Below are 23,449 nucleotides of genomic sequence, written 5' to 3'. Positions count from 1 at the left end.
GTATGCAACCGACGCCTCATGACACCCGCCTGAGCGACGAAGCGCTGGCCTGGGTCGTACGCCTGAACCGCCTGCATGGCAGTGAGGCCGAGGCACAGGCGCTCGCGGGCTGGTGTGCACGCAGCGCGGCGCATGCGCGGGCCTGGCGCGAGGCCTTCGCGCTGTGGCAGTTGCTGTTGCCAGCGGCCTGCCAGACCCGGCCGTTGCCTGTCCCTCGATTCCCGTCGATCGCCCGCGCGGCGAACGACATCCATGTGTCCGTGCGCCGTCCGGGTTCCCGGGCGGCGTTCGATCCCGCCGTTTCTCCCTTCGCGCCGTTCCGCTCCCGCTCATCATGGTCCTGAATCCGCACGCCCACTCTTCGCGCCGACGCGCCGTTTCGACCGAGGGCGAGCTGCGCCTCACGCCGCTGGCGCGTGCGCTGGCCGTGGCACTGGCCACCGCGGGTGCGCTGGGCGTGGCCCAGGCTCGGCAGGCTTTCAGCCCCGCCTGGTTCGCCGACAAGGGCGCGGCGCAGGCCGGTGCGGTCCAGAGCGGGCGCCTGCCGAACGGCATGCCGGCGTCGAGCCTCACGAACCCGGGGCTGCAACAGCAGCAGGCGAATGCACAGCTGCAGCGTTCGATCAGCAACCTGAACCTCGCGGCACAGGCCATCGCGGCGCAACAGGCCGCGCAGGCGGCGGCACGCGAGGCCGCGCGCAACACACCGTCGTCGGTGCCCGACGGTCTCACCGAAGGCGGGCTTGCGGTCGACACGAACAGCCTCACGGCCGGCTGGCACAACGCCAACAGGCCCGAGCAGACGCCGTCGGCCGACGGCCGCACGCACGTGGCGATCCAGCAGACCGGCGACCGCGCGGTGCTGAACTGGGAGACCTTCAACGTCGGTCGCAACACCACGGTCGATTTCAAGCAACAGGCCGACTGGGCCGCGCTCAACCGCGTGAACGACCCGAAGGCGCGGCCCTCGCAGATCCAGGGCCAGATCAAGGCCGACGGCACGGTGCTCATCGCCAACCGCAACGGTGTGGTGTTCAGCGGCACCAGCCAGACCGACACGCGCAACTTGGTGGCGGCCGCCGCGCACATCAGCGACGACCAGTTCAAGGCACGCGGCATCCACAGCGCCCGCGCGGGCGAAGGCTACGCGCCGAGCTTCACCGATGCACAGGGCGCGGTGAAGGTCGAGGCGGGCGCGCAGCTCACCACGCGCACGCCGGCCTCGGTGACGCAGGGCGGCGGCTACGTGCTGCTGATGGGCAAGGAGGTGCACAACGCCGGCACCGTCACCACGCCGCGCGGGCAGGCGCAGCTTGCCGCGGGCGACTTCTTCATCGTGCGCCCGGGCCAGGGCACGGCCGAGAACACCTTCTCGACCACGCGCGGCAACGAGGTGGCGCCGCAGTTCCTGCCCGACAGCACGGCGGGGCAGGTGAGCAACACCGGCCTGCTGCGCGCGCCCGAGGGCGACATCACGCTGGCCGGGCGCAAGGTGGTGCAGGACGGCGTGGCGCTGGCCACGACCACGGTCGACACGCGCGGCACGATCCATCTGCTGGCATCGGCCGCCGATGCGAAGAGCAGCGTCACCGTCACCGGGCGCGCGCTGAACGCGGTGCTGCTCGACACGCAGGACGGCCGCACCGCGCTCGACAGCCAGCGCAGCGCACTCATCAACGAGTCGGCCAGGCAGGACGTGCTGCGCCGGAGCGCCGCATTGGGCGCGTTCGACAACCTCTCGCAGCTCAACGACCGGCGCGACCTGTCGCGCATCGAGATCGTCTCGGGCGGCGGCGTGCTGCTCGAAGGCGCGTCGACCACGCTCGCCACCGGCGGCCAGATCGCGGTGAGCGCGGGCCGCCAGGGCGGGCGCAGCACCGTGGCCGACGGCGCGCGGCTCGACGTGTCGGGCGCCGTGGGCGTGCGGGTGGCCATGGCCTCGAACAACGTCGAGATCAACATCCAGGGCAACGAGCAGCGCGACGCACCGGTCAACCGCGACACCACGATGCTCAACAACAGCAACGTGTGGATCGACCGGCGCAAGCTCACGCGTGTGGCGGCAGGCACCGGCGGCTACGACGGCGAGCGCTGGTACACGGCGGGCGGCCTGCTGGAGGTGAGCGGCTACCTGGGCCTGCAGGGCCACAGCGTCGGCGAATGGGCGGCGCAGGGCGGCCACGTGGTCTTCACGGGCGCCGAGGTGGTGACGCAGGCAGGATCGAACATCAACCTCTCGGGCGGCACGCTGGACGTGCAGACCGGCGTCATCCGCCAGAGCTGGCTCAAGGGCCGCGACGGGCGGCTGTACGAGGCGTCGAGCGCGCCGGCCGACATCGTCTACACCGGCGTCTACAAGGGCTTCGAAGACGAACACAAGCGCTGGGGCGACAAGACCACGGGCTACTTCTACAACCCGCTGATCGGCCCGCAGCAACGGCTCGAGAACGGCTACACGGTGGGCCGCGACGCGGGCCGCCTCGAAGTGGCGACGGGCGCGGCGGTGCTGCGCGGCGACATCACGGCCACCGCCTACCAGGGGCCGGGGCAGGGCACGAAGAGCGACGCCGCACTCGACGGCTACGCGCAGTCGCACGCTGCGGCGGCCCGCGCGGGCCAACTCACGCTCGGCAACGACCAGGTCGTCGGCTTCAACGACGACCCCGCGAAGGGCGCGGTGGGCATCTTCCGCCAGCTGGTGCCGACGCTCGATCGCATCGTGTTCGCAGACGGTGCGGCAGGCGCCGACACGGCCAGGCTCGGGGCCGGCGACCCGCTGCCCGCCGCCGACAAGGAGGCGCTGCGCCTGGACAGCCGGCAGCTCAGCGGCTTCGGCCTGGGCGCGCTCGTGGCCGTGGCCGGCAAGGAGATCGCGGTGGACGGCGCGCTGGGCGTGGCACCGGGCGGGCGCATCGCGCTGCACGCGACGACGGTGGCGGTGCGCGGCGACCTGACGGCGCGCGGCGGCCAGATCATGTTGGGCAACGTGGTGCGCAGCGCCACCAACGTGGGGGGACCGGGCGAGGTCAGCGTGCCGCTGGCGGAAGGCACGGTGCCCGAGACCATCGGCGTGCGCGTCGCGCCCGGCGTGACGCTCGATGCGCGCGGGCTCTGGAGCAACCTGCAGATGGACCCGTCGGGCAGCAGCGGCCTGCCGTACCTCGACGGCGGCGCGGTGCGCATCCGCAGCACGGGCGCGATCGACCTGGCTGCGGGTTCGCTGATCGATGTGTCGTCGGGCGGCGCGGTGCTGGCCAACGGCAAGACACGCGGCGGGCGCGGCGGCGATGTGGACCTGCTGGCGGACAGCCATGCCACGGTGGCGACCCACGGCCTGTTGCATGCGGATGGCGACATCCGGGGCTACGGCGTGAGCGGTGGCGGCACCTTGCGGATGGCGTCGGGCACGGGGGTGGTGATCGGCGGCGAGGCGCTCGGCGAGCGCGCGGCCACCGACCTGATCCTGCTGGAGGACTACAAGGTGGTCGCGGGCAGCATCCTGCCGGTCGACTATCAGTACGAGCGCACCCACGCGCGCCCCGGGGAGGCGATGGGGTCGGCGCCGTTCTTTCTCGACAACGACACGAACGCCGTCACCATCGCCGTGGCCTGGGTGCTGCCTCGCAGTGCGGGCTCCATCGCATTCAACGTCGAGGCGATCGTGAACGGTTCGGTGGAGCGCTTCAGCTCTTACTCCCCGGGCGACGCCCGGCAACCCCAGACGGTGCCCGCAGGGGCGAAGCTCATCGGCATCAGCAGCCCTGAGGGCTTTCCGATCGACTACGTTGTTTCGGCTGCGATCTTTCCGAACGGGCTGAGCGTGCAAGGGCGCATGGTCACCGTCCCCACGGGCCAGGTCGCGCCCGCCGACTTCACCATTGCGAGCGGCACCCGGGTGGCGGCCGGCACCGTGTTCAACCGGCCCGTCACTGCTCTCGCGCAGATCGGCATCGACAGCGGCATCTTCCAGTCGGGCTTCTCACGCTACGACGTCAACGGACACCTCGGTCTCGTGGTGGCCGACGGCGCGAAGCTCGACGTGCGCATGCCGGTCTACCGCTTCGCGCCCGACGCCAAGACCATCGCCGGTGGCAGCGATCGCGCGCTGGCGCTGTGGATGCCGCCGCTGTGGACCGAAGACCCGGTGCGCGGCGTGCTCACGCAGCGCGGCGGTGCAAGCCTGCAGCTGCAGGCGGCCGTCGACAGCGGCGTTGCCACGGTGTCGCGGGCTCCGGTCGACGTGCGCCCGGGCGCGGAAATCACGGTCGATGCAGGCCAGTCCATCGGGCTGCGCGGTCGGGAGATCACGGTCGACGGCCTGCTGCGCGCGCCGGGCGGCACGATCAGCGTGGAGGGCAGCGGGTTGCCGGGCGAACCCGGCCAACCCGGGTTGGTGTGGATCGGCGAGCGTGCCGTGCTCGACACCTCGGCGCGGGCTGCGGTGGCGCACGACAACTTCGGCCGGGCCTACGGCCAGGTGCCCGATGGCGGCACGATCCGCATCGGTGGCGCATTCGATTGGGAGCAGACCGGGCTGACCCAGGCGCCCGAAGCCTTCGTCGTCATTCGCCCGGGCGCGCTGCTCGATGCGTCGGGCACGCGTGCCGAACTCGATCCGGGCGCGGGTGGGCCGCGCGGCATGACGTCGCCCGTCGTGGTTGCGAGCAACGGCGGCACGATCGTCCTGTCGTCGAGCCAGGGCCTCTACCTGGACGGCACGCTGCGTGCGGCGGCGGGCGGGGTAGGCGCCGCGGGTGGCACGCTGGCGCTGGCCCTGGAGTCGGCGATCTACCCGACCGCGCTCACGACAGGCGAACTCCTGCGTCATCGCGAAATGATGCTGGCCCAGACGCAGGGCGACAGCCCGCTCGCGGCCGCAGCCTCGCGGTTCGACGCACGACAACTGCTGCGCACGGGCACGGGCCGGATCGGCGTCGATCGCATCGAGGCCGGAGGCTTCGACAACCTCTCGCTGCTGGTTCATGGTCCGTTGAGCTTCGATGGCAACGTCACGCTGAACCTGAGACAAAGTCTGCGCCTCTACGCGGCGTCCTATGCCCATGGTGAAACGGCCGCAGTGGGCAGTTCGGTGTCGCTGAGCGCGCCCTATGTTCGGCTGGCGGGAGCGCGCAGGCCGACCGTTCCCGATGGCTCGGTCATGCCTGAAGCCGGCTGGGCACAAGGCCCTTCCACCCAGGCGGGCGATGGCACCTTCGCTGTCTCTGCCGAACTGGTCGACGTGCGCGACCGGGTCGGCTTCGGCGCCCGCACCGATGTCAACCTGGGCACGGCGCGCTACACAGTGGACCGACGCAGCTTCGGTTCCGTCGAGATCGCCAGCCGGGGCGACATCCGTTTCCTGAGCGGCGGAATGAGTCAAGGCCTCCAGGGCGACCTGACCACCGAGCTGTCGACCAGCGGCCAGATGGCGTTGACGGCCGCCCAGATCTATCCGGCGACAGGCGCCAGCGCACAGATCCTGGCCGGCGTGATGCCACGGGACCCCGCCTCCGGCGAGGCGCCGCGCTTTGCCGAGGGCAGTGTGCTGGCGATCCGCCGCCAAGGCGATGGCGAGGTCGCGATGCCGTACTCGGCGTTCGGCAGCCTGAGGCTCGGCGCCGAGACCATCGAGCAGGGCGGCATCGTGCGCGCGCCGCTGGGGCGCCTGCTGCTGGGCTCCAACACCAACAGTGGTGAAGTGGCCGAGCGGGTGACGCTGCTCGCAGGCAGCGAAACCTCGGTGAGCGGTGCGGGCCTGCAGATGCCCTATGGCGGCACGGTCGACGGCCTGATCTATCGCTACGGCGGGCTGGCCGTGACACAGGACGCAGCGGGCGGCATGGTCGGTGCAGCCATCGTCGGGCGCGGCATCGGCTTCAACGCCCGCCATGTCGACGCGCAGGCCGGCTCGCTGCTCGACCTGTCCGGCGGCGGCACGCTGTCGGGCGCGGGCTTCACCACCGGCCGGGGCGGCTCGGTCGACGTGCTGGCCACGCCGCTCGCCAACGCGAACCCCTTCAACGCCTACAGCGACCGCCGCAGCGGCGTGTACGCCATCGTCCCCGGCAGCGCGGCCAGCTATGCGCCGGTGGCGCCCGAGGCGGGCTTCGGCACACCGGCGGTGGGGCAGCAGGTCACCCTTCCGGCCGGCGTGCCCGGCCTTCCGGCCGGGACCTACACGCTGATGCCCTCGACCTATGCGCTGCTCCCCGGTGCCTTCCGCGTGGAGATCGGCGCGGGCGACCGCATCGGCCTGTCGGGCGTGACCGGCGTGGGCAACGGCTCGTATGTCGCGCCCGGCTACCTGGGCGTGGCCCACACCGCGATCCGCGAGACGCTGCCGAACCGCCTGGTGCTCACGCCGGGCACGCAGGTGCGTGCGCATTCGAGCTACCGCGAGACCGACTACAACACGTTCATGCGCGCGGACGCGGCGCGCCAGGGTTTTGCGCGCGGCATGCTCACGGTCGACGCGAAGACGCTGGACGTCTTCCTGGCCAAGCCCACCGACAGCGACACGAACCGCCTGGGCTTCACCTTCGACGGCCAGGTGCGCCTGGATGCGGCGCCCGGCACCGACGGCTTCGGCGGCACGGTGAACGTGCGCGGCCTGGGCGAGGTGCTGGCGGCGGGGCAGACGGCCGCCACCGACCTGGCCGGTTCGTCGGTGCGGGCCGACGAACTCAGCAAGCTGCATGCACCACGGTTGGTGCTCAATGGCGGCATCTTCGTCGAGTACGGCCAGCGCGGACGGCTGGCCACGATCGACGGCGACGGCAGCCTGGTGGTGCGCAGCGGTGCGCGCCTGTCGGCGGGCGACATCGTGCTGGCGAGCAGTCCCGGCTTTGTGGGCGAGCAGCAGATCGTCATCGAGGAAGGCGCCTCGCTCAGCACCCTGGGCCAGAAGGCCTCGGGTTTCGACTCGAGCGCGGGCTATGTGTTCACGGGCACCTCGGTGCTGGCGTTGTCGAACGGCTGGTTGAACTTGCAGTTGGGCGCGTCGTCGCCCGATGTGCCGTATTCCGTCGGCATCCACGTCGGCCAGTGCGTGACGGCCTCGTGCAGCGGCACCACGCAGCTGGTGTCCGAGGGCACGCTGGCCATCGCCACGAACGGTGCGCTGACGCTGGCCGACAACGTGTCCTACGGGACGCGCAACCTGTCGCTCGCGGTGGCGGCGGTCAACCTTGGCGAGGACGCGGCCATTGCCACCGCAGGCGCCAACGGCCGCCTGCCGCTGGGCCTGGCGCTGAACCAGGCGCGGCTGGACCGCCTGCTGGCGGGCAACACCGCCATCGGCGCGCCGGCGCTCGAGACTTTGATCTTCAACGCGCGCGACGCCGTGAACATCTTCGGCGCCGTGAAGCTCGACGCCAGCGGCCTCGACCGGCTGGTGTTCGGCACACCGGCGATCCACGGCTACGGCGCAGCAGGCGACGTGGCCTCGATCCGGGCGGGCGAGTTCGTCTGGTCCGGCTCCAACGCCGTGCCCGGCGCGGCCATGGCCGACCTGCTGGGCGCGGGCACGCTCGACATCGGCGCCCGCACCATCGTGCTGGGCCACGGCCCGTATGCACAGCCCAGCGGCCAGGTCACCGATGCGCGCCTGGCGCTGGGCTTTGCCGACGTGAAGCTGAACGCCAGCGAACGCGTCACTTCGAGCGGTCGCGGCACGCTCGCGGTGCACCAGCGGCAGGGCGCGTACACGCCGGGCGAGGGCTATGCCTACGAAGGCGGCAACCTCGCGGTGGTGGCGCCGGTGCTCACGGGGCAGGCGGCCTCGACGATGCGGATCACCGCGGGCGGCGACATCACCGTGGCCGTGCCCGAGGGCGTGGCGCCCGGCACGAGCGACGCGCTGGGCGCGACACTGGAACTCAGGGGGAAGCGCGTCGGGCTGGAGGGCAGCATCGTGCTGCCCTCCGGCCGGCTGGTGCTGGCGGCGAGCGACAACGTCACGCTCGGCGTGGCCTCGCGCATCGACCTGTCGGGTCGCACCGTGACGCTGTTCGACGTGGCGAAGGACAGCGCCGGCGGCGAGCTGCTGATGACCAGCGCGGCCGGCCACATCACACAGGCGGCGGGCGGTCTCATCGACGTGTCGGCGCGCCGCCAGCGCGGCGGCACGATCGAGGCCGTGGCGCTGGGCGAGGGCGCCGGCCATGTCGCGCTGGACGGCGCGCTGCGCGGCGCCACCAACGGCAGCTACGACGCCGGCGGCACCCTGGTGCCCTACGACGCGGGCGAGCTGACCGTGCGCGCCCGGACCCTGTCCGACTTCGCGGGCCTGAACCAGCGGCTCAACGAAGGCGGCGTGTTCGGCGCGCGGCGCTTCCAGATCAAGCAGGGCGACCTCGTGGTGGGCGACGGCGTGAAGGCGCGCGAAGTGTCCATTGCGCTGGACGGCGGCAGCCTGCGCGTGGACGGGCGCGTCGACGCGAGCGGCGTGCAGGTCGGCACCATCCGGCTGGCCGCCGCGGGCGACCTGCGCGTGAACGGCACGCTGGACGCGCACGGCACGGGCCTGCGCGTGGACAGCGCAGGCCGCATCATCGACAGCCCGAACCGCGCCGTGGTCGACCTCACGAGCCGCGACGGCACGCTCACGCTGGGCAGCGGCGCACGCATCGACCTGCGCGTCGGCACCGACGTGGCCATGGGCACCCGCGCCGGGCAGAACGACGGCCGCGCGCGGGGCACGCTCGACCTCAATGCACCGCGCCTCGGCGCGGACGACGTGGCCGTGGCGGTCGAGGGCACGCCGGCCATCGTGGGCGCGAAGACCGTCGCGGTGAATGCCTTCCGCACTTACGACGACGCGCCGCTGGCCACGACGCCCGACGTGACGGGCCACCGGCCGCAACTGATCACGCAGGATTTCCTCAACAAGGTTGACGTCCACAGCGTCGCCTTCATCGACAAGGCGCTGGGCAACGCCTCGCTGTCGGCGCGCCTCGCAGGCCTGGGCAGCTACCACCTGCGCCCGGGCGTGGAGATCGTGAGCGACCGGCTGAACAACCCGAACGGCGACCTCACGGTGGACGGCGACCTCGACCTCTCGGGCTACCGCTATGGGCCCGCGGCGCACCGCGGCGATCCGGCGCGGCGCGGCTTCGGCGAGCCCGGCAAGCTGGTGATCCGCGCGGCCGGCGCACTCAACGTGCACGGCAGCATCAGCGACGGCTTCGCACCGCCGCCGGCCACGCCGGACGACGTCGGCTGGATGCTCGCCGAAGGGCGCTACGCCGGCGGCGACGTCGTCGTGCCCATCGACGGCGTGACGCTCGACAGCGGCACCCGCTTCCCCGCGGGCGCCACCCTCAACTACAGCGTGAGCGTGAACCCCGCCACGCTGCCCGCCGGTACGGTGCTGCCCGTGGACGCGGTGCTGCAAGCGCCGTGGAGCTTGCCGGCCGGCACGGTGGTGGCGGCCAACATCTACAGCCCTGACGGTTCGCTGGCCCATGCCGCCGGCTCGGTGCTGGCGACGGCCGTGACACTGCCGCCCCAGACGCGGCTGAGCGCCGGCACCGCGCTGCGCACGGCGGCCTCGGTGGGCGCACTCACCTGGCCCAAGGGCGTGGAGCTGCCGGTGGAGATGACCATGGCCGGCCCGCTGCAGCTTGCGCGCGGCGCGCTGATTCCGTCGAACACCTCGCTGGAACTGCCCGGCAACACGCCGGTTCAACTGCGGCCCACGGTCGATGGGGTGCAAGGGCGCAACTGGGCGATCGCTCCAATGCTGGGCGAGGGCGCCACCTCGTGGGACTTGCAACTGGTGGCAGGCGCCGACCTCGGCGCGGCCGACCGGCGGGCGACGCGACCGGATTCGCGCGCGACATTGCAGCTGGCCGACGCACACAGCGTGCTGAAATTCACGATCGAAATGGGTCCCGGCAACGGTCCGCTGGTCTGGGCCCCGGGCAACTGGCTGGGTCGCCCGCCCGGCACACCGGTCGAGCCCGACGACCTGTGGTGGTGCGACATCGGCCCCGGCCTCTGCGTGCCCGGCGGTGGCCAGGAACGGGCTGTCGGCGCGCCGAACACGCCCGCCTTCAGCGTGCTGCGCACCGGCACCGGCGACCTCGAGTTGCTGGCCGCGGGCGACCTGCGGATGCGTTCGCCCTTCGGCGTGTACACGGCCGGCACGGCCACCGCGACCGAGGCGGGCCACAACCGCCCGCGCGGCAGCGGCACCGACGGCCTGCTGGGGCCGCAGTCGCCGCTGACCGACTACAACGGCGCGCTCTCGGCCTACCGCGCGTGGTACCCCGACCAGGGCGGCAACCTGCTGATCGCAGCCGGCGGCGATCTCGTGGGTCACATCGTCTCCGAAGAACGCTCGAGCGTGCTGGCTGGCAACTGGCTCTGGCGGCAAGGCTCGGGCACGGCGGGCATCGACAGCCCGATCCCGAGCGCATGGTGGATCAACTTCGGCGCCTACGTCGGCGGCATCGCCATGCCCGGCACGTTCACACCGCCGACGCTGGCCGGCTTCACCGGTTTCGGCACGCTGGGCGGCGGCAACCTGAGCGTGCGTGTCGCTGGAGATGCAGGGGCCATCGCACCGCGTACGCCGCAGCCTCTGGTGAACTCGCAGGACAGACCCAGCAGCGGCGGGCTCGTGCTCGCCGTGGCGAGCACCGGCCGCGTCGGCGCGGACGGTGCCCTGACCCTCACGGGCGGCGGCGACATCGACATGCGCGTGGCCGGCGCCCTGAACCCGCACCGCGCGCTCAATGGGGGCGCGGAGAACCTCGTGCTCACCGGCGCCATCGCCAACCTGCGCGGCAGCACCGACGTGCGCGCGGCGTCGATCGGCAGCCTGGGCCTGCAGTACCTGTCGAGCAACTTCAACCTGAGCGACCCGATCGACACGCGTGCCATCGATCCCTTCAACCCGACCTTTGCCGACGCGCGCGGCGGCATCAACCTGCTGCCGGGCGACGCGACGATGCGCCTGAGCACGCGCGGCGACCTGGTGCTCGGCGCCGCGGCCGACCCCGGGCGCGTTCCGACGCCGAACACCTCGGCCTTCAGCGTCGGCGGTACCGGCTACGACGGAGGCGGGCAGGGCTGGTTCAGCCTGTGGACCGACCGCAGCGCGATCGACCTGCTGTCGGCGGGCGGGCACCTCACGCCCGTGATGGCACGCCGGGACAGCGCCGACTCGACACTGAAGACGACTTCACCCGACGCATGGATCGTCTATCCGGGCATCTTTCACGCCGCCGCGTTGACGGGGAACATCTACGCCGGCTACGCGGCGCTGCCGCAAGCACGGTACTACCCCGTGGCACTGAGCTACGGGCTGACCCTGGCGCCTTCCGCACGCGGCGAATTCGAGATGCTGTCGGGCGGTTCGATCTACGCGGGCCAACTCGGCATGGGCATGTCGGGCACCGGCACGCCGCTGCCGACGCCGTTCAATCCGGCGTTTTTTGCCGAGTTCGACGCGCAGGGGGTGAAGCAGTTCGTCACCAACGCCTCGCCCACGGGGACGGCCATTTCCGGCTCCCAGTTCTTCGGGCCTTCGCTGTTCGCTTTCGGCCCGAACACGGCAGCGCAGCCACTGGCCCGTGACGCCGCTGCGCCGCCCGTTCGCTTCTATGCGGCCAGCGGCGACATCGTCGGCCTGCGCACCGGCGAGACGCTGACCCTGCCCGACGGCAGCGCGACCTGGTACCACGCCGCGGGCCCGATCTGGATCAAGGCCGGCCGGGACATCGTCAACACCGGCGATGCGCCGGGCACGTTCTGGGTGGAGCGTCCGAGCGAGCTCCAGAGCACAGCCTCACGCGGCAACCTCATCGTCCACCAGCAGCCCTCCGACGTCTCGGTGATCTCCGCGGGCCGCGACATCCTCTACGCCAACGTCGACATCGCCGGCCCCGGCACGCTCGAAGTCTCGGCGGGCCGGCACCTGCGGCAGGAAGACCGCGGCGGCATCACCTCGATCGGCCCCATCGTGCCCGGCGACACGCGGCCCGGTGCCTCGGTGGCGCTCATGGCCGGCGTGGGCGCACAGGCGGCGACGCAGGGGCTGGACATGGCGCCGGTCCGCGCGCGCTACCTCGACCCGTCGAACCGCGCCGAAACCGGCACGCCGCTGGCGCAGCAGCCGGGCAAGGCCGCGAAGACCTACGAGGCCGAGCTGGCCGCATGGCTGAAAGCGCGCTACGGCTTCGACGCCGGCACCACCGCGCAGGCGCTCGCGTACTTCGACGGGCTGGCCCCGGCGCAGCAGCGCATCTTTTTGCGCGAGGTGTACTACGCCGAGCTGCGCGAAGGCGGGCGCGAGTACAACGACGCGGACGGCCCGCGCCAAGGCAGCTACCTGCGCGGGCGCGAGATGATCGCCACGCTGTTCCCCGCGCGCTCGGCGCTCGAGGGCGACATCACGATGTTCGGCGGCTCGGGCGTGCGCACGCAGTTCGGCGGCGACATCGACATGCTCGCGCCGGGCGGCAGCATCATCCTGGGCGTGCAGGGCGCGGTGCCGCCGGCCACCTCGGGCGTGCTGACGCAGGGGCAGGGCAACATCCGCTTCTTCAGCGAGGGCAGCCTGCTGCTCGGGCTGTCGCGCATCATGACCACCTTCGGCGGCGACATCCTCGCGTGGTCGGAGAAGGGCGACATCAACGCCGGGCGCGGCGCCAAGACCACGGTGGTGTTCACGCCGCCCAAGCGGGTGTACGACAACGTCGGCAACGTCGAGGTGTCGCCGCAGGCCCCGAGCTCGGGCGCGGGCATCGCGACGCTGGCGCCCATCGCCGAAGTGCCGCCGGGCGACGTCGACCTGATCGCGCCGTTGGGCACCATCGACGCGGGCGAGGCGGGCATCCGCGTGTCGGGCAACGTCAACGTGGCCGCGCTGCAGGTGGTGAACGCAGCCAACATCCAGGTCAAGGGCGAATCGGCCGGGCTGCCGGTGGTGGCCTCAGTGAACGTGGGCGCGCTGACCAACGCCAGCGCCGCCGCCGCACAGGCCGGCATGGCCGCGCAGGACGCGATGCAGCGCGAACGTGCGGCGGCGCGCCAGGCGCTGCCGTCGGTGTTCACGGTGCGCGTGCTGGGCTTCGGCAACGAGCCGGTCAGTGGAACCGGAAGCAACGGCGCACAGGCGCCGGCCGACAGCGCCAAGGCCGCCACGACCGCCGCCAGCTACAACCCGCGCAGCGTGATCCGCGTGCTCGGCGGCGGTGGCAGCCTGCCGCCGGCGATGAGCCGGCAACTGACGGACGAGGAGCGCGCCAACCTGCAACGCTGAACGCCCCGTCGAGCCCGCGCCCAGGCCGACGGGCGCCCGTGTTCCTTCCCTTGTTGTCCCAGGCCTGGCCGCTGCCGCCACCGGAGAGTCCGGGGGCGGCGCGGCGGGCGCTCAGCGAAACCGACCATGACTCCCCATCCTCACGCCTTGCGACGCGCCCCGGACCGGTTCTCCTCGATGCGGCCTTCGGTCTGGCGCCTGATCGACGACCGGGTTGCGCTGCCCGCGCTGCGTCCGGCCCCACGGCCGGCGGCGACGCCGACGCCGGGCGTGCAGCTGCAACAGCACCTCGTGGCGCAGTACGCGCCGATGCAACGGCGCCTCGAACGGCAGCTCGGCTGCGCGGACCTGGCCAGCGAATGCCTGCACGAGGCCTGGCTGCGGCTGGGCGAATGCACGCTGCAGGAGGTGCCTGCCAACCCCGATGCCTACGTGTACCGCGTGGCCTCCAACCTCGCGATGGACCGCATCCGCGCACGCAAGCGCTGGCAGGGCCTGAGCGCGGAAGGCGCCGACCTGGAGGCGATGGCCGACCCGCGCCCCGGCCCGGCGCAGATCGCGCAGGCGCGCTCGGACGTCGCCGCCGTCGACCGCGCCATGGCGCGCCTGCCGCAGCGCCATCGTTCGGTGCTGCTGGCGCTGCGCTGGCACGAGATGTCGCGCCAGGACGTGGCCCGGCGCCAGGGCACGACGGCGCGGCGGGTCGACACCACGCTGCGGCAGGCGCTGGCCGAATTGCGCCGCGACGGCGCGGCAACGTGAAGGGAGCGAACGAGATGAAGTGGATGTTGCCGTTGCGGGTCACCATGCAGGAGCTCGATGCCCGGCTCTCGAAGATCGTCGAGCGCGCGCGCGAAGGCCCCGTGGCGGTCAACCGCTACGGCTCGCCCTGGGTCTGGATCGTGAGCCACCAGGCCTGGGTGCAGGCCGACAACCTGCGCGCGCTGGTGCCCCAGAGCCACCCGCTGGTGGCGCTGCGCGACCAGGTGGAAGACACGCTGCGCTGCGAACGCACGCTGCTGGCCGAACTGGAGCGCCAGCACGGCGGCACGGTCGATGCCGCGACGCTGTTCAAGAGCCTGATGCTGCAGATCATCTATTCGCTCGAGGACGCGCAGAAGGTGCACGAGAGCCTGGCCTACAACATGCTCTTTCGCTGGTTCGTGGGCTTCGAGCGCTTTGCCGACGAGCTGCCCGCGCGCGCGGCCTTCGCGCGCGAGCTCGAAGCCTTCGGCGGCGATCCGCGTGCGGTGCGCGTGGTGACGCGGGCGCTGTCGGGCGCCTTCCTGCCGGAGTCGGGCGACGGCGATTTCCGCGTCAACCGCGGGCTGCTGCACGCGCTGTCGAACTGGGCCTCGGCGCCGGATGCGCGCCCGCGCGAAACGGCGCCCTGAGCGCCGCAAAGGTTCAGGGCACGGCGCGCACGATGCCGGGCGCCGTGGGCAGCACTGGCGCGGCGATGCGCAGCGAGGTGCCGGCCTTGTCGACCGTCACCGCGTCGGCCTCGATGCCCGCGAGCGTGAGCGCGCGGCCCAGCGCATCGCCGACCCGGTAGGGCTGCGGCGCGCCGTCGTTCACCGACAGCACCGCCACGCCGCCTTGGCCCGCGCCCTTGATCAACCCCTTGACCGCGATGTTCGCGCGGACCTCGCCGGGCCCGAACCAGGCGGCGAGCGCATCGGCCGTGGGATCGGCGACAGCGGCTTGCGCGGGCGCGGTTCGCACTTGCGGGGCAGAAGGTGTGAGCAGCCGGCCCCAGGTCACGACACCGGCCACGACCAGCGACAGGCCCGCGGCATGAACGAGAAGGCGGGCGGAAGGTGGTGTGAAAGGGCGCATGGTGAAGGGCGGTCAGCGGGCCGCGAGGGCGGCGGGCACCCCCTGTGTCTATCACGCGGGCGTTGGGGTTTCGTGTCAGCACTGCGTTTCATCGCGGCATCACGCAGCCTGCCTAGCATCGGCCGCATGGCGTGTTTCCACGACGGGATGACGAGCGGCATGCGGCAACACACGGGCCGGGAGCGCGGCTTCTCGCTGATCGAACTCATGATCGTGCTGGTCATCGTCGGCATCGCCACCGCCGCGATCAGCCTGGGCATCGCGCCCGACCCCGCGCAGGAACTGCGGCGCGACGCGCGCGAGCTGGTGCGGCACCTGGCCGTGGCGCAGAACGAGGTGCGCGTGGACGGCCGCACGATCGCGTGGCAGGCCGATGCCGAGGGCTACCGATTTGCGCGCGGCACTTGGGTGCAGCGCGGCGGCAGCGCGATCCCGCAGGTGACGACGCTCGGCGCGCTCGACACCTTTGCGGCGGACGACGAGCTGCGTCCACGCGGCTGGCGCGTGGGTCCGGTCGAGGTCGTGCCGGCGGGGCCGGTCGTGCTCACGTCGGAGCCCGTGGGCGCGAGCTGGCAGCGCGAGCTGCGGCATGGTGCGGCCACGGTGACGGTGACGCGGGATGCGTCCGGGGCGTTTCATGTGCGCTAAGAACCGCGGCTTCACGCTGATCGAAATCTTGATTGCGCTGACCATCGTGAGCATCGCGCTGGCCGCGATCGTGCGCGCCTCGAGCCTCACCATCGGCAACCTCGGCCTGCTGGAGCGGCAGTCGCTGGCGATGCTGTCGGCGGGGAACCAATTGGCAGAGCTGCAGCTGGGCGGCGCGCCCCCCACGCCGGGCGTGTCGCGCAGCGACTGCCCGCAGGGCGGCATCCGCTTCGTCTGCCGGCTGGAGGTGGGGACCGTGGTCGATGGCTTGCGGCCCGTGCGCGTGCAGGTCTACGCGGCCGACGACGAAGACCGGCTGCTGGCCACGCTGCACACGCGCAGCGCGCCACCATGAAGCGCACGCAACGCGGTTTCACGCTGGTCGAGGTGATGATCGCCATCGCGCTCATGGCCGTGCTCGCCGTGATGGCCTGGCGCGGCCTGGACAGCGTGAGCCGTGCGAACGACCAGCTCGAAGACCGCACCGAGCGCGTGGCGCAACTGCTGCGCGCGCTGGACCAGTTCGAGCGCGACGTGGCCTTGCGCGCGACCACCGAGCTGCCGGCGCCGGCGGCTGCAGCGGCGAATCCTTCGGCCGCCGCGGTGCTGCTGCCGGTGGCGATGCAGGCGCGCCAGCCGAACGGCGCGCCGTTCGTGGTCGAGATCGTGCGCACCGCGCCGGCCGCGCCCGGGCGGTGGCAGCGCGTGCAATGGTGGGTGCGCGGCGATGTGCTCTACCGTGCGGCGGGGCCTGTGTCGGCCGTGTTCCCGCTGCAGGCGCCCGAGCCTGCGGACCGGGTGGCGGTGCTTGACGGTGTCGCCACCTTCCAGCTGCGCGCCTGGGAGCCCGGGCTGGGCTGGCGCCGCCTGCCGGGCGTGACACCGACGCGCGCACCGGCCACCGGGGTGGAGCTGCTGCTGACGGTCTCGGCGGGCAACGACTGGGCGCTGCGGTCGTTCCGGCGTGTGTTGGCGTTCTGAACTGCGTCAGGCCTCAGGTGCGCGCAGCCGCGGCTCCCAGTCTTCGACGCGCCCCACATCCACGCGCTTGCGAAACGTGGCACGCCAGCGCTCAGCCAAGGCGGGCAGGGCGGCGGCCTGTTCCCATTCGGGGGCGAAGCGCGCGTCGCGCGAGAACAGCAGCGCGATGAGGCGCGAGAGCGGCCAGTCCGGGTGCGGGCGTTCCACGCGCGTGGCCAAGGCGCCGGCCCGCACCCAGCCGGGTTCGAGCACGCGGTAGTACCAGCCCGTGCAGCCGCGCGCCTGCATCTCGCGCGCCATGCCGGGCCTGCTGAAGTGCGCATCGAGCTTCCAGCAGGGCTGCCGGCCCTGCGACACCTGCACCCGCGCGTCGCCGAGCTGGATCACGTCGCCGATGCACACGGTCGATTCGTCCCAGCCTGTGGTCGAGATGTTCTCGCCGAAGGCGCCCGCGTGCGCCAGCAACTCGCTGCGGTCGCCGCCCGCTGCCCAGCCCGCGTAATGCTCGCGCGGATAGTGGTGCACGGCCTTCTCGACACCGCCGTGGATGCACAGGTCGGCCTGCGCATCGCCCTGCAAGCCGGTGGACGACAGCCACAGTGCATCGGCCGTCGGCATCTTGCGGATGCCGCTGCGCGTGCGGCCGTCGGGCAGCAGGGCCACGGGGCCGACCAGCAACGCGTCGATGGTCAGGGCGTGTTGTGTCATGCGAGCTGATCCAGCCATGCGGTCAGCATGCGCGTCGCGGCATCGGAGCGCAGGTCGGCCAACTCGGCGCTGCGGGCGCGCAGCGCGGGAATGTCGATGCCGGCCGCGGCCAGTTCGTGGTGGTGCCCGATGAGCCAGGGCTCGATGCGCGCGGGGTCGGCCTCGGGATGGAACTGCAGCGCGAGCGCATGGCGGCCGTGGCGGAAGGCCTGGTGCGGCGTGCGTGCGGTGCTCGCCAGCAGTTCGGCGCCGGGCGGCAGGTCGAAGGTGTCGCCGTGCCAGTGCAGCACGGGCTCGCCGTCCAGCGCCGCGAGGCACGAGGCCCGGCCCGCCGCGCTCAGGTCGACCGGCGCCCAGCCGATCTCCGTGTGCCCCGACGGGTACACGCGCGCGCCGAGCGCACGGGCCATGAGCTGCGCACCCAGGCACAGGCCCAGCGTCGGCCGCTGCAGCGCCAGCCGCTCGCGCAGGCCGGCGATCGCTTCGGCGAGCCAGGGGTAGGTCGCCGTGTCGTAGGCCCCGATGGGGCCGCCGAGCACCACGACGAGGTCGGCGTGGCGCCACTCGTCGGCGCTGAGCGCGGACGGGCCCGCCTGCCGGTAATCGATGGCGTGGCCGGCCCGGGTGAGCACGCTGGCGAAGCGCCCGAGGTCTTCGAAGGCGAGGTGTTGCAGGGCGATGCATGGCATGCGGCGAATGTCCTTTCTTCTTTCAGGCGCGGCAGGCGGCGTCGTCGCACGGGCCGTCTGGCGATGCATCGTCTGCAGGTTGCGCAATGAGGTGCGCGGGCGCCTCTTCGGCCGCGAGCTGCCCGATGGCGGCGCCCAGCGCCATGTCGTCGAGCAGGCCGAAGTGGCTCAGCCGCAGACGCCCCTGCCGGTCGACCAGCACCGTGCTCGGCGTGCCTTGCCACTGGTAGTCGCGCATGGTGGCGGGGATGCCGCCGGTGGGCGAGGGCTGGTCGATGCCGATGGGAAAGCCCAGGCGGTACTCGCGCACGAAGGCGTCGAGCGCGGCGGGCGTCATGACGTCGTGATGCTCGAACACCGAGTGCAGGCCGATCACCGCGACGTCTTTCGCGGCGAAGAGCTGCCGCGTCTTCTTCGCCTGCGGCAGGCCGTGCGACACGCAGGCCGGGCACAGCATCTGGAACGCGTGCAGCACCACGACTCGGCCGCGCAGCGACGCGAGCGTGACGGGCGCGTCGGTGTTGAGCCACTGCGCGACCTGCAGCTCGGGCGCCTCGGGGCGCGGCCAGGCCATGTCAGGCCGCCTCGGTGCGCAGCTTCACCTGCGGGAAATCCACCGGCACCTGGAACGCCACGTTCACGTAGTTGGTGAACAGGTTCAGCGCGACGTGCGCGAGTATCTCGACGATGTGCCGGTCGTCGAAGCCCACGGCGCGCAGGGCCTGCACATCGGCGTCGTTGACCTGGCCGCGCGCGTCGACGAGCTTGAGCGCAAAGCGCAGCGCCGCTGCGGTGCGCGGGTCGGCCGATTCGCCGGCCTGTGCGGCCGTCATGTCGGCGGCCGACACGCCCGCCTTACGGCCCAGCGCGGTGTGGGCCGCGAGGCAGTAGTGGCAGGCGTTGCGCTCGGCGACGGCCACGGCGATCTGCTCGCCGAGCTGCGCCGGAATGACGCCACCGCCGAGCGCGCCGAACGATCCCCACAGGCTGCGCAGCGCCGCGGGCGAGTTGGCGACGGCGCGGAACATGTTGGGCGTGGCGCCGAAGGCCCCGTGGATCTGGGAGAGCAAGACCTGGGCGTCGCCAGTGGCGGCGGTGTCGGTGACGAGGTTGACGCGGGGCATGAAGACTTCCTTTCGGTGATGACGATGGAGGCAGTGTCTTCCCGGAATCCGTATGATTTGAACGCTTTCATCCATTCAACATACCTTTTCGTCCAATGCCGAGCGCACCGCCACCGCCGCCCATCGACAGGCTCTCGTCCCTGCTCGAGCGTTTCCGTGTCCGCGCCCACCTGTTCCACACGGGGCCGCTGTGCGGCGTGACGCACTTCGCGGCGAAAGAGGGGCGCAGCTTCCTGCATGTGATGCGGCGCGGCGAGATGGTGGTCACGCATTCGGCGCCGTCGGTGCGTTCGGCCGGCGTGCCGCGCAAGCTGGTCGTGAAGGAGCCCAGCCTGCTGTTCTACCCGCGCCCGCTGGCGCACGACTTCCACAACGCGCCCACCGAAGGTTCGGATTTCGTCTGCGCCACGGTCGACTTCGACGGCGGCGAGGCGCACCCGCTGGTGCGCGCCTTGCCGCCGCTGGTGCGGCTGCCGCTGCATGCGGTCGACGGCCTCGAAGCGGCGCTGGCGCTGCTGTTCGCGGAAACCGGGCGCGTGCTGTGCGGGCACCGCCTGCTGGCCGACCGGCTGTTCGAGGTCGTGCTGATCCAGCTGCTGCGCTGGCTGCTCGACCATCCGCAGGAGAGCGGCGTGCCCGCAGGTTTGTTGACCGGGCTGGGCGATCCGCAACTGGCGCGCGTGCTGGTCGCGCTGCACGAGCGACCGGGCGAGCCGTGGCCGCTCGAACAGATGGCCACCGAGGCCGGCATGTCGCGCAGCGCGTTCGCGGCGCGCTTCAAGTCGGTGGTGGGAGCGACGCCCGCCGACTACCTGGCGCAGTGGCGCCTGACGATCGCGCAGGCCGAGCTGCGCACGGGCGCGTCGGTCAAGACGATTGCCGACGGCCTCGGCTACGCGAACGCCTCGGCGCTGTCGCGCCTGTTTGCGCAGAAGGTGGGCGTGTCGCCGCGCGAATGGCTCGCGCGGCAGTCGGCTTGAGCGCTCAACCCTCCGCGCGCAGGAAGCGCTCGGTCAGCAGCACCCAGTAGGCGCCGCCCACCGCAACGTTGCTGTCGTTGAAGTCGTAGCCCGGGTTGTGGACCATGCAGGCGCCGTGCGCGTCGCCGTCGCCATTGCCGATGAGCAGGTAGCAGCCGGGCACGCGCTCCAGCATGAAGGCGAAGTCTTCGCTGCCCGGCAGCGGCGGCGTCTGCCAGGTGACCTGCGCCGGGCCCACGAGTTCTTCGGCCACGGTGCGCGCGAAGGCGGTTTCTTCGGGTGTGTTGACCAGCACCGCGTAACCGGGCCGCCAGTCGATCTGCGCCTGCACGCCGAAGCTCTCGGCCTGCGCGGCCACCAGCGCCTTGATGCGGGTTTCGATCTTCTTGCGCACCTCGCGGTCGAGGGCGCGCACGCTCAGCTCGAGCACGGCGCCTTGCGGAATCACGTTGTTGGCCTTGCCCGCGTGGATGGCGCCCACCGTGACCACCGCCATCTGCAACGGATCGATGTTGCGCGAGACCACGCTCTGTAGCGCCATCACGATGCTGGCCGCGGCCACGATGGGGTCGGCCGCGCGGTGCGGCATGGCGCCGTGGCCGCCCACGCCGGTGAGGGTGATGGTGGCGTAGTCGGACGAGGCCATGGCCGGGCCTTCGCGCATCGCCAGCCGGCCCTGCGCCATGCCGGGCATGTTGTGCATCGCGAAGATGGCATCACAGGGGTAGCGTTCGAACAGGCCGTCGTCGATCATGCGCACCGCGCCGCCGCCGCCTTCTTCGGCGGGCTGGAAGATCAGGTTCAGCGTGCCGTCGAAGCGCCCGCGTTCGGCCAGGTGCTGGGCAGCAGCCAGCAGCATCGCCGTGTGGCCGTCGTGGCCGCAGGCGTGCATCACCCCCGTGTGTTCGCTGGCGTAGGCCAGGCCCGTGGCCTCGTCGATGGGCAGGGCGTCCATGTCGGCGCGCAGGCCGAGGCGGCGCGTGCCGTTGCCGCGCACCAGCCGGCCGACCACGCCGGTGCCGCCGATGTGGCGCTCGACGGTGTAGCCCCAGGCTTCGAGCTTCTCGGCCACCAGCGCCGAGGTGCGGTGCTCGTCGAAGCCCAGTTCGGGGTGCTGGTGGATGTCGCGGCGGATGCCGATGAAGGTGTCGGCGCTGGCGTGCAGGTCGTTCAGGAGGGCGGTGGTGCTCATTGGGGTTCCAGTCGGATGGACTTGGCGATGTCGCGGTAGCGCGCGGTCTCGGCTTCGTAGAACTTCGCCGATTCGGCCAGCGTCGTCTGCGGCGAGGCCAGCTGCGTCTGGGCCGCGAGCTGCTCGCGCACGCTCGTTTCCTTCAGCGCCGCGCCGACGGCCTGGTGCAGCTTCTGCACCACGTCCTCGGGCGTGTTCTTGCGCACGAAGAAGCCGCTCCAGGTCTTGTAGTTGACGTTCTTCAGCTCCTTGCCTTCGCTGGCGGTGGGCACGTTCTTCAGCAGTTCCGAGCGCTGCCCGCCGAGCTGGCCGAGGATCTTCAGCCGGCCCTGGTCGGCCAGCGCGCCCATGGCGGCGCTGTAGACCAGCACGGCAAAGTCGACCTGGCCGCCGCCGATGTCCTGCAGCAGCGGCGCATTGCCCTTGTAGGGCGCGTGCATGAGCTTCACGCCGGTGTCCAGCTGCACCTTCTCGAGGATCAGGTGGTACAGCGAGCCGATGCCCACGCTGCCGTACGACAGCGGCTTGTCGGGCGACTTGCGCGCCAGCGCGATGAGCTCGTCGACGCTGTTGGCCGGCAGGTCCTTGCGGGCGACGAAGACCATCACCGCCTCGGCCACCGGGTGCACCATGCGGAAGTCTTCGGCCTTGAGCTTCACGGCCGCATTGGCCAGCGGCGCCAGGATGATCTCGTTGGGCGAACCCTGGAAGAGGTAGTAGCCGTCGGCCGGCGCGGCCAGCACCTTCTGCGCGGCCATGGCGCCGCTCACGCCGCCCAGGTTCTCCACGACCACCTGCTGGCCCAGCGCCTTGCCCAGCGGCACGGTGAAGATGCGCGCGGTGGCGTCCGAGGGGCCGCCGGCCGGGTAGGGAACCATCAGGTTCACGGGCTTGGCGGGAAAGCCGTCGGCACGGGCAGGGCCCGCGGCCGCCAGCATCAGCCCGCAGCCGAGCAGCAGCGCGGATCGGAAGAGCGAAGTCGTCGTCAAAGTCATGTCTCCTGGGGTGGTGCCGGCTCGTGGGGCCGGATGCAGGGGAATGCTAGGAGCGGCTCGACGCAACGTCCAATGCATTGTTGGCTGCATTAGCATGAGTCCAATGCATTCATGAAAACGAGGTTTTCGCCATGACGCTGGTTCAACTGAGGCACCTGATTTCGCTGGCCCACACGGGCTCGTTCAGCCAGTCGGCGCAGGCGCTGCACCTGACGCAGCCCGCGCTCAGCCGCAGCGTGCGCGCGCTCGAGGACGAGCTGGGCATGCCGCTGTTCGACCGCATCGGCCGGCGCAACGAGCTCACGGTCTTCGGGCGCGAGGTGCTGGAGCGCGCGCGGCTTTTGGTGTCGGAGGCCGAGGCGCTGCGCGACCGCGGCCGGCAGATGCGCGAAGGCGAGGGCGGCACGGTGCGCATCGGGCTGGGCTCGGGGCCGGGCGCGCTCCTGATGACGCCCTTCTTGCTGCACATGGCGACGCACCATCCGGCCGTGCGCACCGTGATCGCGCGCGGCAGCACCGACCTGCTGGCCCAGGCGCTGCGCGAGCGCAGCCTGGACGCGCTGGTGGTCGATGCGCGCGCGCTCAAGCCCGCGCCCGACCTGGTGCTGACCCACGTGTACGAGCTGCGCGGCGCTTTCCTGTGCCGCCGCGGCCATCCGCTCACGCGACTGCGCAAGGGCGTGAGTTTCGAGGCGGTGCAGCGCTACCCGATCGCCTCGACGCCGCTGAGCGACGAAGTGGCCCGCGGGCTGGTCGAGACCTACGGCCCGCAGGCACATCCTGCCAACTGCGTGACCCTGCAGTGCGAGGAGCTGCCCAGCATCGCCGACGTGGTGCGCCAGAGCGACACGGTGCTGCTCGCGGTGCACGAGTCGGCACCCGACCTGGTCGAGCTGCGGATGGAGCCGCCGATGCGCGGCACGGCGCGCTTCGGGCTGGTGACCTTGCGCCAGCGCACCGAGGCGCCGGCGCTGGCGATTCTTCGCCGGCTGATGAAGGAACGGATGGCGGGGGCGTAGGGCG

16 protein-coding genes are annotated in these 23,449 nt (G+C 71.9%); 9 read left to right on the top strand and 7 right to left on the bottom strand.

The window, feature by feature from the left end; all coding sequences use genetic code 11:
- Nucleotides 1-2: 2 nt before the first annotated feature.
- The 4 genes from AC07YS_RS00590 (at nucleotide 3) to AC07YS_RS00575 (ending at nucleotide 14,664) form a co-directional block, all read left to right on the top strand.
- The gene (locus AC07YS_RS00590; RefSeq protein ID WP_495267189.1) at nucleotides 3-344 is read left to right on the top strand and encodes a FecR/PupR family sigma factor regulator; all 342 of its coding nucleotides are present in this window, start codon (nucleotides 3-5) and stop codon (nucleotides 342-344) included.
- Nucleotides 335-13,270, top strand: a complete 12,936-nt coding sequence (locus AC07YS_RS00585) for a filamentous hemagglutinin family protein (RefSeq protein ID WP_495267188.1) — start codon at nucleotides 335-337, stop codon at nucleotides 13,268-13,270. The genes AC07YS_RS00590 and AC07YS_RS00585 overlap by 10 nt, the downstream gene beginning before the upstream one ends.
- 126 nt (nucleotides 13,271-13,396) lie before the next feature.
- Complete coding sequence (locus tag AC07YS_RS00580; RefSeq protein WP_495273690.1) at nucleotides 13,397-14,032, top strand: RNA polymerase sigma factor; 636 nt, start codon at nucleotides 13,397-13,399, stop codon at nucleotides 14,030-14,032.
- A 14-nt stretch (nucleotides 14,033-14,046) separates the two neighbouring features.
- Nucleotides 14,047-14,664: a transposase gene (locus AC07YS_RS00575; protein WP_495267186.1), complete on the top strand. Its 618-nt coding sequence runs from the start codon at nucleotides 14,047-14,049 to the stop codon at nucleotides 14,662-14,664.
- Between the two features lie 13 nt (nucleotides 14,665-14,677).
- On the opposite strand, the gene AC07YS_RS00570 is transcribed toward AC07YS_RS00575, so the two are convergent.
- The gene (locus AC07YS_RS00570) at nucleotides 14,678-15,109 is read right to left on the bottom strand and encodes a type II secretion system protein N (RefSeq protein ID WP_495267185.1); all 432 of its coding nucleotides are present in this window, start codon (nucleotides 15,107-15,109) and stop codon (nucleotides 14,678-14,680) included.
- A gap of 159 nt (nucleotides 15,110-15,268) precedes the next feature.
- Here AC07YS_RS00570 and AC07YS_RS00565 point away from each other — a divergent pair, with 159 nt between their 5' ends.
- The 3 genes from AC07YS_RS00565 to AC07YS_RS00555 are packed head-to-tail and all read left to right on the top strand — an operon-like array spanning nucleotide 15,269 to nucleotide 16,738.
- Nucleotides 15,269-15,757: a prepilin-type N-terminal cleavage/methylation domain-containing protein gene (locus AC07YS_RS00565; RefSeq protein WP_495267184.1), complete on the top strand. Its 489-nt coding sequence runs from the start codon at nucleotides 15,269-15,271 to the stop codon at nucleotides 15,755-15,757.
- The gene (gene gspI / locus AC07YS_RS00560; protein WP_495267183.1) at nucleotides 15,747-16,112 is read left to right on the top strand and encodes a type II secretion system minor pseudopilin GspI; all 366 of its coding nucleotides are present in this window, start codon (nucleotides 15,747-15,749) and stop codon (nucleotides 16,110-16,112) included. Before AC07YS_RS00565 ends, gspI begins: the two co-directional genes overlap by 11 nt.
- Nucleotides 16,109-16,738, top strand: coding sequence for a type II secretion system protein GspJ (locus AC07YS_RS00555; protein ID WP_495267182.1), 630 nt, complete (start codon nucleotides 16,109-16,111; stop codon nucleotides 16,736-16,738). The genes gspI and AC07YS_RS00555 overlap by 4 nt, the downstream gene beginning before the upstream one ends.
- Nucleotides 16,739-16,744: 6 nt before the next feature.
- Here AC07YS_RS00555 and AC07YS_RS00550 read toward each other — a convergent pair whose 3' ends face one another.
- The 4 genes from AC07YS_RS00550 to AC07YS_RS00535 are packed head-to-tail and all read right to left on the bottom strand — an operon-like array spanning nucleotide 16,745 to nucleotide 19,259.
- On the bottom strand, nucleotides 16,745-17,446 hold the full coding sequence (locus AC07YS_RS00550) for an MOSC domain-containing protein (protein ID WP_495267181.1): 702 nt from the start codon (nucleotides 17,444-17,446) through the stop codon (nucleotides 16,745-16,747).
- Entirely contained in the window at nucleotides 17,443-18,135 is a 693-nt protein-coding gene (locus AC07YS_RS00545) for a glutamine amidotransferase (RefSeq protein ID WP_495267180.1), read from the bottom strand. Before AC07YS_RS00545 ends, AC07YS_RS00550 begins: the two co-directional genes overlap by 4 nt.
- A 22-nt stretch (nucleotides 18,136-18,157) precedes the next feature.
- Nucleotides 18,158-18,709 (bottom strand): redoxin domain-containing protein, encoded by a 552-nt coding sequence (locus AC07YS_RS00540; RefSeq protein ID WP_495267179.1) that lies wholly within the window; start codon nucleotides 18,707-18,709, stop codon nucleotides 18,158-18,160.
- A gap of 1 nt (nucleotide 18,710) precedes the next feature.
- Entirely contained in the window at nucleotides 18,711-19,259 is a 549-nt protein-coding gene (locus AC07YS_RS00535; protein WP_495267178.1) for a carboxymuconolactone decarboxylase family protein, read from the bottom strand.
- A gap of 95 nt (nucleotides 19,260-19,354) precedes the next feature.
- Here AC07YS_RS00535 and AC07YS_RS00530 point away from each other — a divergent pair, with 95 nt between their 5' ends.
- Entirely contained in the window at nucleotides 19,355-20,239 is an 885-nt protein-coding gene (locus tag AC07YS_RS00530; protein ID WP_495267177.1) for an AraC family transcriptional regulator, read from the top strand.
- Between the two features lie 4 nt (nucleotides 20,240-20,243).
- Here the strand turns inward: AC07YS_RS00530 and AC07YS_RS00525 are convergent, their stop codons facing one another.
- Nucleotides 20,244-21,431, bottom strand: coding sequence for a M20 aminoacylase family protein (locus AC07YS_RS00525; protein ID WP_495267176.1), 1,188 nt, complete (start codon nucleotides 21,429-21,431; stop codon nucleotides 20,244-20,246).
- A complete protein-coding gene (locus AC07YS_RS00520; RefSeq protein WP_062472854.1) occupies nucleotides 21,428-22,426 on the bottom strand; it encodes a tripartite tricarboxylate transporter substrate binding protein in 999 nt (332 codons plus the stop codon). Before AC07YS_RS00520 ends, AC07YS_RS00525 begins: the two co-directional genes overlap by 4 nt.
- Before the next feature lie 131 nt (nucleotides 22,427-22,557).
- Here AC07YS_RS00520 and AC07YS_RS00515 point away from each other — a divergent pair, with 131 nt between their 5' ends.
- Nucleotides 22,558-23,445: a LysR family transcriptional regulator gene (locus AC07YS_RS00515; protein ID WP_095745258.1), complete on the top strand. Its 888-nt coding sequence runs from the start codon at nucleotides 22,558-22,560 to the stop codon at nucleotides 23,443-23,445.
- The last annotated feature ends 4 nt before the right edge of the window (nucleotides 23,446-23,449 follow it).

Source organism: Variovorax sp. GW458-11-26-14-LB1, assembly GCF_059423965.1.
Note: the sequence above shows the minus strand (reverse complement) of the source record. Positions and strands in the feature narration are given on the sequence as shown.